Annotated in this window: 10 protein-coding genes; all 10 read left to right on the plus strand. The window is 60.8% G+C overall.

The genetic code is table 11. From position 1 onward, the window contains the following. Positions 1–834: 834 nt before the first annotated feature. The 10 genes from cbl (at position 835) to CKF42_RS10850 (ending at position 12,492) form a co-directional block, all read left to right on the plus strand. Positions 835–1,794, plus strand: a complete 960-nt coding sequence (cbl, locus tag CKF42_RS10810; protein WP_009089396.1) for an HTH-type transcriptional regulator Cbl — start codon at positions 835–837, stop codon at positions 1,792–1,794. A 160-nt stretch (positions 1,795–1,954) separates the two neighbouring features. Continuing rightward, positions 1,955–3,412 carry an NAD-dependent succinate-semialdehyde dehydrogenase gene (locus CKF42_RS10815; RefSeq protein ID WP_111208170.1) on the plus strand — a complete coding sequence of 486 codons (1,458 nt, stop codon included), beginning with the start codon at positions 1,955–1,957 and terminating at the stop codon, positions 3,410–3,412. 118 nt (positions 3,413–3,530) lie between these two features. Further along, positions 3,531–3,776 carry a hypothetical protein gene (locus tag CKF42_RS21065; RefSeq protein ID WP_146239933.1) on the plus strand — a complete coding sequence of 82 codons (246 nt, stop codon included), beginning with the start codon at positions 3,531–3,533 and terminating at the stop codon, positions 3,774–3,776. Between the two features lie 80 nt (positions 3,777–3,856). Then, entirely contained in the window at positions 3,857–5,326 is a 1,470-nt protein-coding gene (locus CKF42_RS10820) for an aldehyde dehydrogenase (protein ID WP_111208171.1), read from the plus strand. Between the two features lie 28 nt (positions 5,327–5,354). After that, positions 5,355–6,023 carry a haloacid dehalogenase type II gene (locus CKF42_RS10825; RefSeq protein WP_046102145.1) on the plus strand — a complete coding sequence of 223 codons (669 nt, stop codon included), beginning with the start codon at positions 5,355–5,357 and terminating at the stop codon, positions 6,021–6,023. 9 nt (positions 6,024–6,032) lie between these two features. Beyond that, positions 6,033–7,310 (plus strand): FAD-binding oxidoreductase, encoded by a 1,278-nt coding sequence (locus CKF42_RS10830; protein ID WP_111208172.1) that lies wholly within the window; start codon positions 6,033–6,035, stop codon positions 7,308–7,310. 81 nt (positions 7,311–7,391) lie between these two features. Next, on the plus strand, positions 7,392–8,999 hold the full coding sequence (locus tag CKF42_RS10835; protein ID WP_111208173.1) for an ABC transporter substrate-binding protein: 1,608 nt from the start codon (positions 7,392–7,394) through the stop codon (positions 8,997–8,999). A gap of 27 nt (positions 9,000–9,026) precedes the next feature. Continuing rightward, the gene (locus CKF42_RS10840; RefSeq protein ID WP_009089409.1) at positions 9,027–9,983 is read left to right on the plus strand and encodes an ABC transporter permease; all 957 of its coding nucleotides are present in this window, start codon (positions 9,027–9,029) and stop codon (positions 9,981–9,983) included. Further along, complete coding sequence (locus CKF42_RS10845) at positions 9,980–10,831, plus strand: ABC transporter permease (protein WP_009089410.1); 852 nt, start codon at positions 9,980–9,982, stop codon at positions 10,829–10,831. The genes CKF42_RS10840 and CKF42_RS10845 overlap by 4 nt, the downstream gene beginning before the upstream one ends. Further along, the gene (locus CKF42_RS10850; RefSeq protein ID WP_111208174.1) at positions 10,828–12,492 is read left to right on the plus strand and encodes an ABC transporter ATP-binding protein; all 1,665 of its coding nucleotides are present in this window, start codon (positions 10,828–10,830) and stop codon (positions 12,490–12,492) included. The genes CKF42_RS10845 and CKF42_RS10850 overlap by 4 nt, the downstream gene beginning before the upstream one ends. Positions 12,493–12,516: the final 24 nt, after the last annotated feature.

The raw sequence follows: 12,516 nt of genomic DNA on the forward strand, positions 1-12,516 counted from the left end.
CCCCTTAACAATCCCGGCGTCCGGCAGCCTCCGCGCCCCGCGTTGCGGGGTGCCTTCGTCACGCCCTGCGGCCGACGGACCGTCCGGACTCGCCATCCCTGGCTCGTGCCGTCCTTTCGCCGACGTCCTGTCGGCTCATCCTGGCCTCCGGTTGTTCCTCAGCGCGTCGGATGCCTCTCCCACACCCCCGTCTTTGATATCTTCGTTTTTCCTGAATGGAGCGTTGTCTGCTGGCCTGAAGGCTAAGGCAGTCTCATTAACTCACCGCAATAAAAGAGCCACATTAAGAGAAGAGATAACAGCGGGGGAGGGAGGCCGTCTGAGCCGCTGAGCGGATGAGGGATTTCAGGACGAGCGACAGGGATGTCGCGAAGAGGCAGGGTCGCGCCAGGGATGGCGCGTCCTGCCGGTCCGTGAGAAATCCGGAAGAAGCGAAGGGACCGCGAAGCGGCGGTGAGGCAGGCCGGAGCCCGGGGTCAAGGGGGCGCGGCGACTGGCGCCCCCTTGTCGGTCGCCTGCAGAGGCGAAGCTGAAACTGCCCAACCTGTTGGGCGAACGAAACCTGCTCAGACTCAACCCGCGCAGCGAACCCCATTAGTCCCAGCTACCCGGCGAACGAAACCTGCTCATATCCCGTTCGCTGCGCGACCCCACCACGCAACGAACACCACTAAAACCCGCCCTGCCAGGCCAATCTTCTCACCGCATTCACGCACCGAACAACCCCACCCCTTTATTCCCTAAAGTCATAAAGCCAAATTTTTTAGTATTTCCCGTTATCAATAATAGTTCTTACCATCACAGAATCAGATTATGTAAAGGGAGGTAAATACCGTGAATTTCCAGCAGCTTAAAATCATCCGCGAGGCGGCCCGCTGTGAATTTAATTTAACGGAAGTCGCTAACACGCTTTTTACCTCCCAGTCGGGTGTGAGTCGGCATATCCGGGATCTGGAAGATGAACTTGGCGTGGAGATCTTTATCCGCCGCGGTAAACGTCTGCTGGGGATGACCGAGCCGGGTAAGGCGCTGCTGACCATTGCCGAACGCATCCTGGATGAAGCGGGCAAAGTCCGCCGCCTGGCCGATGTGTTTACCAATGAAACCAGCGGTATCCTCACGATCGCCACCACCCATACTCAGGCGCGCTACAGCCTGCCGAAGATCATCAAAGCGTTTCGCCAGCTCTATCCGAATGTCCGGCTGGAACTCAATCAGGGCTCCCCACAGGAGATTGTATCGATGCTGCTGGCGGGGGAGGCGGATGTCGGCATCGCCAGTGAGATGCTGGTTAACAACAGCAGCCTGGCGGCCTTTCCCTGGTTCAGCTGGCACCACGCCTTACTGGTGCCGAAAGGGCATGAGCTGGTGCAGAACCAGCCCGTTTCGCTGAGCACCCTCAGCCGCCATCCCCTTATTACCTACCGGCAGGGCATTACCGGCCGTTCCCGGGTGGATCGCGCCTTCCAGAGCGCCGGTCTGAAACCGGACATCGTACTCAGCGCTCAGGACTCCGACGTGGTGAAAACCTACGTTAAGCTCGGATTAGGCGTCGGGATTCTGGCCGACCAGGCGTGTGAAACCGAAGAGAGTGAAGAGCTGGTGCGCATTGATGCCACCCATCTGTTCGATGCCAGTACCGTCTGGCTCGGCCTGAAGCGCGGTCAGCTGCAACGCAACTATGTCTGGCAGTTTCTGGAACTCTGCAACGCCAACCTGTCACTGGAGGAGATCAAGCGTCAGGCGCTCTCGTACAGCAGCGACGACGAGCCGGTTATCGACTTCCAGATTTAATCACTCCGCGCATCCGCCTGGATGCGCCGGGTTTCCCCCACGGCATAAAATTTCGAAAGCCTGCTTAAAACCTCTTCGCCAGCCTCTCTCTCACCCTGAAACAACATCCTGCACTCACCGGGCGCGATAAAGTGGAAGCAGCTCACTACAGGGGGATGTTATGTCGCAACTTCAACTCAACGACAGCGATCTGCTGCGCCAGCAGGCGCTGTTTGCCGGATGCTGGCAGGATGCGCAGCAGGGGGCCACGCTGCCGGTTACCAATCCCGCCACGGGTGAAACCCTAGCGACGATCCCGGCGCTGGGATATGCCGAAACGGAGCAGGCCATTGCTTTTGCGGAAACGGTACGCATCAGCTGGGGCAGGACGCCCAATGCCAGCCGTGCCGCGCTGCTGGAGAAGTGGCATCAGCTGATTATTGAGAATGCCGATGACCTGGCAATCATCATGACCGCCGAACAGGGTAAACCGCTGGCAGAAGCCAGAGGTGAAGTGCTGTACGGGGCCAGCTTTGTGAAATGGTTCGCCGAAGAGGCGCGCCGCATTTATGGCGATACCATTCCCGCGCCCAGCGATGACCGCCGCATTCTGGTGCTGAAACAGCCGGTCGGCGTGGCCGCCGCGATTACGCCGTGGAATTTCCCGATTGCGATGATCACCCGCAAGGTAGCGCCTGCGCTGGCGGCTGGCTGTCCAATCATCGTCAAACCTTCAGAACTGACGCCGCTCTCCGCGCTGGCGCTGGCCGTGCTGGCAGAGCGCGCCGGTTTCCCGTCCGGGGTATTACAGGTATTAACCGGCCTGCCCACGGAGATTGGCGCGGCCCTGACCGGGAGCCGCACGGTGCGCAAAATCTCCTTTACCGGCTCTACCCGGATCGGGCAGTTACTGATGCAGCAGAGCGCCGACAGCATCAAACGTCTGAGTCTGGAGCTGGGCGGAAACGCACCGCTGATTGTCTTTGAGGATGCCGATATCGAGGTTGCGGTGGCCGGGGTCATGCTCAGCAAATTTCGCAACGCCGGACAGACCTGCGTCTGCGCCAACCGTATTCTGGTGCAGCGCAGCATCTATGCGCGCTTTACCGCACGACTGCTGGAGGCGGTCGCCACGCTGAAAGTGGGCGATGGTTTTGCGCCTGACAGCACCATCGGCCCGCTCATCAATGACCGCGCGGTGGAAAAAGTGAATGGTCACATTGATGATGCGCTGAGCCAGGGCGCCACCCTGCTGACCGGCGGCATCAGCCAGGGCAACGGCACCTTTGTACAGCCTACGGTTCTGGGGGAGGTGACCGACTCGATGCGCATCGCACATGAGGAGACCTTTGGCCCGGTCGCACCGCTGTTTATTTTTGACAGTGAAGAGGAGGCGATCGCCATGGCGAATAACACGCCCTATGGTCTGGGGGCCTACTTCTTCACCGAGAACAACCGGCGGGCGTGGCGGGTCGCGGAAGCGCTGGAGTTCGGGATGGTCGGCTTCAATACCGGTGCGATCTCACTGGAAGTGGCTCCCTTTGGCGGCGTGAAACTCTCCGGCATTGGCCGGGAAGGATCACGTTACGGCATTGACGAATATCTGGAACAAAAAACGTTTCATATCGGCAGTCTGTGAATAAAGAGTAATTAAACGCCAGCCGGGTCATCCGGCTGGCGTTTTTTTTGGCGGCGATTCCGGATAATTTTTTTGGCGTCAACGTATCGGGTTTAAAACATAAGAAATGATTCGGGATGTGAAGCGCGTCAGTAAACCGGCGGGGCAGGCTGCAGTTAATCACCTGCCTTGCCCGGAATATCCGCTTTGGTGCAATTTCCGTGCAGGCTGCACCAGCAGAGCGCAGGATTTTTGTGAAGTAAATCATCTGTTTAATTGTTCGGCAATTCCGCAAAAAATCATCCGGCAATACGGCAGAAAATTTTTTTGCGCTGTTTTAAACGCATTTTTATTTTTTGCCCGGCTGGCATACTTTCTGCATTAGCTTATTACCCGCGCAGAAATCGGCGGCTGAAAAACGAATTAACCAGCAACTGATGGGTGTAACAAATAAGGAATTATTCCATGTTAAGTTTCGACCCTGAAAACGTTTCTCTTCCGGCTGGCCATTATATTGGCGGCCAGCACGTGCAAGGCCAGGGTGCCCTGTCTGAGGTTAAACGCCCCTCAGACGGCCGGGTCTATGCGCAGCTACGGGACGCCACGCCAGAAGATGTCGATCACGCCGTGACCGTGGCGCATCAGGCGCTGAAAACCAGCGGCTGGTCAGGCTGCGCGCCACGGGAACGTGGTCGGGTTCTGCGCCGCTGGGCAGATCTGATAGAGCAGGATCCCCTGCTGGCCCAGCTGGAAGCGCTGGGGTCGACCCGACCCATCAGCGACGTGGTGCAGCACGAAATCCCTTTCACGGCCGAAGCGATTCGCTTCTATGCGGAATGCGCCGACAAATACAGCGGCGATCTCTTTCCCACCCGCGACAGCAGCCTCGGCATGCTGATCGCTGAACCCTATGGCGTGATCGGCGCGATTACCCCGTGGAATTTCCCGTTGTCGATGGCGTCGTGGAAATGCGGTCCGGCGCTGGCGGCGGGCAATGCGGTGGTGCTGAAGCCGTCTGAACTGACGCCGTTCTCCACCGTGCGCATGGCCGAACTGGCGATTCAGGCGGGCTTACCGGCCGGGGTGCTGAACATCGTGCAGGGCAGTGGGGCGGTCACCGGCAGTGCGCTGGTGAAACACCCGCTGGTGCGCAAAGTCTCGTTTACCGGCTCGACGCAGACCGGTGCCCGCATCATGAGCGACGCGGCACAGTTCGGCATGAAACCGGTCACGCTGGAGCTGGGCGGCAAAAGTCCGCAGCTGGTCTTTGATGATGCAGGCGACATTGAGGTGCTGGCCCAGCGCATTCTGCGCGGCTTCACCGCTAACGGCGGTCAGGCCTGTGTGGCAGGCACCCGCCTGATTGTGCAGCGCAACATCGCCGATCCGCTGGTTGAGCGGCTGGCGCAACTCTGCCGGGAAGTGAAACCGGGCGTCACCTGGCATGAGAGCAGCCGCTACGCGCCGCTGATTGATGCGCGCCAGGGCAACAAAGTCAGCTCGGTCATTGAGGCGGCGAAAGCGCAGGGCGCCGAGGTGATTGTCGGCGGCGCGCGTTTTGCCGACACCGACGAGGGCTGGTTCTGGCAGCCTACGCTGCTCAGCCACGTCACCCAGGATAACCCGGCGGTGCAGCAGGAGATCTTTGGCCCGGTGCTGACGGTGCAGACCTTCGATGATGAAGAGCAGGGACTGGCGATGGCGGCACATGCGATCTACGGCCTCTGTGCCGGGGTGCACACGCTGAGCCTGCCGCGTGCGCTGCGCGCCATGCGCGCCATTGACGCCGGCACCGTCTGGATCAACCGCTATGGCCGCTCCGGTGACTTCATCATCCCCACCGGCGGCTTTCTCGGCTCCGGCATTGGAAAAGATTTAGGGCGTCAGGCGTTTCAGGCCTGCCAGCGCCAGAAGAGCGTTCTTATCGATTTCTAAGCACAACTGACGACTATGAGGGTGTGACATGGCTCTGTTTAAACCGAAATTTATCACGTTCGACTGTTACGGCACGCTGATTCGCTTCGATATGGCCGGCGCCGCGCAGCGCTGTTTCAGCGACCGCGTCGACCCGGCCGACATGGACGCCTTTACCCGGGACTTTTCAGCCTACCGGCTGGATGAAGTGCTGGGTGCATGGAAACCCTACTACGACGTGGTCAGCAATGCGATTCAGCGCACCTGCAAAAAATGGGGCGTTCGCTGGGAGAAAGCCGACAGCGACTTTATCTACACCGACTGCGCGAGCTGGGGCCCCCATCCCGACGTGCCGGCCGGTCTGGCGAAAGTCGCCGAAGCGTTTCCGCTCGTGCTGCTTACCAACTCAATGAAAGATCTGATCCCGCATCATATCCCGCGTCTGGGCGCGCCCATTCACATGACCATTACGGCGGAAGAGGCGGGTGCCTACAAACCGCAGATGAAGGGCTTCGAGTACATGCTGGATAAGCTCGGCTGCGGCCCGGAGGAGATCCTGCACGTCTCCTCCAGTTTCCGCTATGACCTGATGACCGCACACGATCTCGGCATCAAAAACAAAGTCTGGGTCAATCGCGGCCATGAGCCGGCAAACCCCTACTACGGGTACACCGAAATCAACGACATCGGCGGCCTGCCTGGCGTCGTCGGACTCTGAGGACCCCCCATGAAACTGGAATCGTTCTGGCAGGCCACGGCTCCCGCCTTTACCGGTGCCGCCCGCGAACCGCTGCCGGCCCACGCTGACGTGGTGGTGATCGGCGGCGGCTTCACCGGCGTCTCGGCGGCGCTCAGCCTGGCGCGCAGCGGGATCAGCGTTGTGCTGCTGGAGAGTGGCGAGGTCATGAGCCAGGCGTCGGCGCGCAATGGTGGCCACTGCAACACCGGTGTGGCGCAGAACTTCGCCGCGCTGGTAGCCAGTCAGGGCCTGGAGCAGGCCAGCCGCTTCTACCGGGCGTTTGACGATGCCGTGAGCTATGTGCGGCAGCTGATCCAGGACGAAGCGATCGACTGCGACTTCCGGCTGTGCGGCAAGCTCAAGCTCGCCAGCAAAGCGTCACATATGGCCGGATTGCGGGAGGCTTATGAACTGATGCGCCGCACCATTGACCCGGAGATCGCCCTGCTCGACAAAACGGCGGTGCGTGACGAGATCGCCAGCGATGACTTTCACGGTGGCCTGCTGCAGCAGCGTGGCGGTCAGATGCACATGGGCAAGTTTGGAGTCGGTCTGGCCGAAGCGGCCGCCCGCAGCGGCGCAAAAATTTTCCCCCATCACGCCGTGACGAAATTAGAGCGGCTGAAGGGGTATCAGCACCGGGTCCACACCGCGCAGGGCTCGCTGCTGGCGGATAAGGTGCTGATGGCGACCGGCTGCTCCAACGTCGGTCCCTTTCCCTGGTTTCAGCGCCGCATCGTGCCGGTCGGCAGCTTTATTGTGGTGACGGAAGCGCTGGATCCGGCGCTGCTGCAACAGGTGCTGCCGCAGGACCGCACCTACGTCACCTCCCTGAATATCGGCAACTACTTCCGCACCACCGCCGATCGCCGGCTGGTGTTTGGCGGGCGCGCCCGGTTTGCGGTCAGCAATCCCACCTCGGACTCCCGCAGTGGCGAGATCCTGCGCCGGGCGATGACGCAGATGCTGCCCCAGCTCGGCCAGGCGCAGGTGGACTACTGCTGGGGCGGCATGGTCGATATGACGGCCGACCGTCTGCCTCACGCCGGTGAACAGGATGGCGTTTTCTACTCGCTGGGCTACAGCGGTCACGGCACCCAGATGTCGGTCTGGATGGGGCGGGTCATGGCCGACCTGCTGGCTGAAAAAGCGACGGACAATCCCTGGCAGCGTGAGACATGGCCCGCGCTGCCCGGTTATCACGGTAAGCCATGGTTTTTACCGCTCGCAGGACTCTATTACAAAGCAAAGGATCGCCTTTCATAACCCCCGTCGGAGGCTGGCTGCCAGGTTGCCAGCACCGTCAGAAAATGATCCCCGGTTCGCCTGACTATTGAGGGTACAGAGATGAGTAAATTTGATAATAACGACGCTGATGCGGTAAATCCGGCACTGACGCGCATGATCACTGAAGGCACACTGTCACGCCGCAGCCTGATGAAAATCCTCTCCGCGGGTGCGGTGATGAGCAGCGGCCTGATCGGTTTTTCCGGGGCAGCACAGGCGGACGATAAGCCCGTGAAGGGCGGTAAACTGCGCGCGGCGATGTCGAATGCGTCGGCCACCGACACACTCGACCCGGCCAAAAGTAACAACAGCGCCGACTATACCCGCCAGTTTATGTTTTACAGCGGCCTGACCGAGCTGGATAAAAATCTGATGGTGCAACCGGCCCTGGCGGAATCGGTGGAGTCGGGCGATGGCGTCACCTGGCATATTAAGCTGCGCAAGGGCGTGACCTTCCATGACGGCAAACCGCTGACCGCTAAAGATGTCATCTACTCACTTAGCCGCCACAAAGATCCGGCTATCGCCTCCATCGCTTTCAAGCTGGCCGACCAGTTCAAAACCTTCACCGCGGTCAATGACAATGAGGTGCTGCTGGAGCTGAACAGCGCCAACTTCGATGTCCCTTACATGCTGGCCACGCCGCCGTTTTTAATCGTGCAGGATGGCACCAAAGATTTCAGCAAAGGGATCGGCACCGGGCCATTCATCTGCAAAGCCTTTATGCCCGGCGTGCGCGCCATCGGCACGAAAAATCCCAACTACTACAAGCCGGGCCTGCCGCACCTGGATGAGGTGGAGCTGATAGGCGTCACCGACGGTGCCGCGCGCGTCAATGCGCTGATGTCGGGCGATCTGCAGATCGTCGCGGCCATGACCGCCGCCGACTGCAAGCGCATCAAAGCCAGCAGCGACTTCGGCGTGCTGGAGAGTAAATCGGGGATGTACACCAACCTGATTATTCGCACCGACGTGACGCCGGGAAGCAACGAAGATTTTGTGCTGGCGATGAAATATCTGCAGCCGCGCGAAATGCTGGTGAAAACGGTCCTGCAGGGCTACGGCGACGTCAGTAATGACACCCCGGTGCCACCGTGGCATCCGCTCTACAACGCCGACCTGAAACCGCGCCCGCTGGATGTGGAAAAGGCGAAATTCCACATCAAAAAAGCCGGGATGGCCGGGTCAACGGTGGAGATCGTAACCACGCCCAACATTGAAGGGGCGACCGAAGGCGGTCAGATGATCCAGCAGATTGCGCGCGGGGCCGGGCTCAACATCAAAGTGCGACGTGTGCCGTATGACGGCTACTGGTCGTCGCACTGGACTAAAGATCCCGTGGGATATGGCTCGATTAACCCGCGTCCGACGCTCGACATGCTCTTCTCACAGTTTTATCTCTCTACCGCGCCGAGCAACGAGTCGGGCTGGAAGAATCCGCAGTTTGACCAGCTGGTCGTGGCGGCACGGGGGGAACGCGATCAGGCGAAACGCAAGCAGATGTATGGCGATATGCAGACGCTGATCTATGACCACTGCGGCACCCTCATCCCGACCTTTATCAGCTCCACCGATGGCTACAGCAAAAAGGTCAAAGGAGTGGAAGCCTGGCCGTCGGGCATGATGATGGGGTATCGCTTCCATGAGTTTGCCTGGCTGACCGCCTGATCCGGAACCTGAGTAAGGAGAACGCCGATGAACCGATATATGCTGTTCCTGATTGCCCGGCGAACCGGTGCCGGCATCCTGACGTTGCTTATCGTCTCGGCGGTGGTGTTTTTCATCACCAGCCTGCTGCCGGGTGACGCGGCGCAGATGATCCTCGGGCAGAACGCCACGCCAGAGACGGTGGCGGCGTTACGGCAGCAGCTGGGGCTGGATCAGCCTTTGCTGATGCGTTACGTCCACTGGCTGACAGGCATGCTGCAGGGCGATTTCGGCACCTCGTTTGCCAGCCATCTGCCGGTCGCACAGCTGGTGGCCCAGCGCATTCCGGCGACGTTTGAACTGGCGGGCATTACCACACTGATCTGCGTGCCGCTGGCGCTGATCATCGGCATCATCGCGGCGATGAATCGCGGGTCACGGCTCGATCGGGCGCTGGTTATCGGCACTATGGCGACGGTCGCCGTCCCGGAGTTTCTGGTGGCGACGGTCGCGGTGCTGATTTTTGCCGTCAGGCTGCACTGGGTGTCGGCGATGTCGTTCGGCAGCCCGGACAGCGACCTGCTGAGTTACCTCAAAGCCTATGCGCTGCCGGTGCTGACGCTCTGCTGTGTACTGGTGGCGCAGATGGCCCGGATGACGCGGGCGGCGATCATCAATCAGCTCGACAGCCCCTATCTGGAGATGGCGCGGCTGAAAGGGGTGTCACCGCTCAGAGCCGTGCTGCGTCACGCCCTGCCTAACGCGGTTGGCCCGATTGCCAACGCGATTTCACTCAGCCTCTCCTATCTGTTTGGCGGGGTGATCATCATCGAAACCATCTTCAGCTATCCCGGTCTGGCCAGTCAGCTGGTGGATGCCGTCAGCAACCGCGATCTGCCGGTGGTGCAGCTCTGCGTCATGCTGTTCGCCGCCTGCTATCTGGTTCTGCTGCTGCTGGCCGACATCCTGACTATCGCCTTTAACCCGAAATGGAGAAGCGCATGAATACTCTTCTGCTGCCCTGGCGTTTCTTACAGTCACTCTCCTGGTCTGGCCGGATGGGACTGCTGATCTCCCTGTTCTGGCTGCTGATGGCGCTGTTCGGCACCGCGCTGGCCCCGCACAGCATCGACGATATCGGCGGCGGGCCGCTGATGGGCGGGCTGACGGCGGACAACCTGCTGGGCACCGACTATCTCGGCCGCGACATGCTGAGTCGCATTCTCTATGGCGCGAAGTTCTCAATCGGTCTGGCGCTGAGCGCGGCGCTGCTCGCCAGTCTGGTCGGCACGCTGCTGGCGCTGCTGGCGGCGGTCACGGGACGCTGGCTGGAGGAGTTGCTGGGCCGCGTCAACGATGCGCTGCTGGTGCTGCCGGGAAAAGTGCTGTCGCTGATGATCGTCGCCGTCTTTGGCTCGTCGCTGCCGATGCTGATCCTGACGGCGGTCTTTACCTACTGGCCGGGCGCATTCCGTATCGCCTTTGCCATGGCCAGCTCGCTGCGCAGCATGGACTACGTCCGCGCCTCACGACTGCGGGGCGAAAGCCGCTGGCATATCGCCATTCACGACATATTGCCTAACATGGTGCACCCGATGCTGACCGACTTTGGCCTGCGCTTTGTTTACATCGTGCTGCTGCTCAGCGGCCTGAGCTTTCTCGGCCTGGGCGTGCAGCCACCCTATGCCGACTGGGGCACGCTGGTGCGTGAAAACATGCAGGGCCTGTTTGACGGCTCACCGGCGGTGCTGATGCCCGCGCTGGCAATTGCCAGCCTGACCATTGGCGCCAACCTGTTTATCGACAGCCTGCAGGCGATGCGTCCGCTGACGCTGGCGAAGGAGGGAGCATGAACGTGACACCCCATACGGCCATGCCGGTGATTTCGGTCGATAAACTGCGCGTCACCGCTCAGACCGATCGCGGCGAAGAGATTGACCTGGTTTCCGACATTCACTTTACCGTGCAGAAGGGCGAGGTGCTGGCGCTGATTGGCGAGTCCGGCTCGGGTAAAACCACCATCGCGATGGCCCTGATGGGCTACGCCCGCAGCGGCTGCCGGATTGCCGGGGGCAATATTCACGTCGCCGGCACCGACGTCAGCAGCCTGACGCCAGGCCAGCTGCGCGCCTTTCGCGGTAATAAAGTGGCTTATATCGCTCAGAGCGCCGCCGCGTCGTTTAATCCGGGCATGAAAATCCTCGATCAGGTGATTGAGCCGGTGGTCATTCACGGCACCCTGACCCGCAAAGCGGCGCGGGAAAAAGCGATTGGCCTGTTCCGTGAGCTGGCACTGCCCAATCCGGAGAGCATCGGTGACCGCTATCCGCATCAGGTGTCAGGCGGTCAGCTGCAGCGTCTGATGACGGCGATGGCGCTGATTGGCGACCCGGACGTGGTGATTCTGGATGAACCCACCACCGCACTGGATGTGACTACCCAGGTTGAGGTGCTGAAAGCCTTTCGCCGGGTGGTGGTGCAGCGCGGCGTCACCGCCATTTACGTCAGTCACGATCTGGCGGTCGTGGCGCAGATGGCCGATCGGATTCTGGTGCTGCTGCGCGGCAAAATGGCGGAATATGGCACCACCGCACAACTGATTGGCGCGCCACAGGCGGAGTACACCCGCCTGCTGATGGATGCGGCGCGCCAGAAAGAGCGGCCCAGCAGCTGGTGTCCCGCGGCGGCCGATATTCAGCCGCTGCTGGAAGTGCGCGATCTCTGCGCCGGTTATGGCCCGCGCGACAGGGAGGGCCACCCGAAGGTGCGCATCCTGGAAGACGTCAACCTCAGGCTATGGAAAGGGCAGGCGATTGGCATTATCGGGGAGTCCGGCTCGGGCAAAACCACGCTGGCGCACGCCATCGCCGGGCTCAACGCCCCGAGTCACGGCCACATCCTGTTTAACGGTCACTATATCGCGGGCGATATGCAGAAACGCCCTGACAACGAGCTGCGACGCATTCAGTATGTGTTCCAGATGGCGGATACCGCCCTGAATCCGGCTCACAGCGTTGAGCGCATTCTGTCGCGTCCGCTGACGCTGTTTCATGGTCTGAGCGGTGCGGCCCGTCAGCAGCGGCTCAATCAGCTGCTGGATCTGGTGCAGCTGCCGCGCAGCGTGCTGGGACGGCGTCCCTGGGCGCTGTCGGGCGGCCAGAAGCAGCGCGTTAATCTGGCGCGCGCGCTGGCGGCTGAGCCCGATCTGATTCTGTGTGATGAGGTCACCTCGGCGCTGGACACCGTGGTGGCGGCCGCCGTGCTCGACCTCATCAGTGAACTTCGCCGGGAGCTGGGCCTCTCCGTAATCTTCATCAGCCACGACATGCATGCGGTGCGCGCCGTGTGCGACGAGATTGTGGTGATGAAAAGCGGGCGCATCGTGACCCAGCTGGCCCGCAGCGACTACGACAAGCCCACCAGCGAGCTCTACTTTGAGCGGCTGAAACGCGCTGTGCCGGAGCTGCGTCAGGGCTGGCTGGACGAGCATGAAGAGATTTTGAAAGCAGAGTAGGTGGCCGCTGGCGTCATGGCGTGC

Source organism: Pantoea sp. ARC270, from assembly GCF_003236725.1.
GTDB lineage: Bacteria > Pseudomonadota > Gammaproteobacteria > Enterobacterales > Enterobacteriaceae > Pantoea > Pantoea anthophila.

Coding starts and splice junctions, on each gene's coding strand:
- CKF42_RS10840 (WP_009089409.1), top strand. CDS start 9,027: ATGAACCGATATATGCTGTTCCTGATTGCCCGGCGAACCGGTGCCGGC.
- CKF42_RS10815 (WP_111208170.1), top strand. CDS start 1,955: ATGTCGCAACTTCAACTCAACGACAGCGATCTGCTGCGCCAGCAGGCG.
- CKF42_RS10830 (WP_111208172.1), top strand. CDS start 6,033: ATGAAACTGGAATCGTTCTGGCAGGCCACGGCTCCCGCCTTTACCGGT.
- CKF42_RS10825 (WP_046102145.1), top strand. CDS start 5,355: ATGGCTCTGTTTAAACCGAAATTTATCACGTTCGACTGTTACGGCACG.
- CKF42_RS10820 (WP_111208171.1), top strand. CDS start 3,857: ATGTTAAGTTTCGACCCTGAAAACGTTTCTCTTCCGGCTGGCCATTAT.
- CKF42_RS10845 (WP_009089410.1), top strand. CDS start 9,980: ATGAATACTCTTCTGCTGCCCTGGCGTTTCTTACAGTCACTCTCCTGG.
- CKF42_RS10850 (WP_111208174.1), top strand. CDS start 10,828: ATGAACGTGACACCCCATACGGCCATGCCGGTGATTTCGGTCGATAAA.
- CKF42_RS10835 (WP_111208173.1), top strand. CDS start 7,392: ATGAGTAAATTTGATAATAACGACGCTGATGCGGTAAATCCGGCACTG.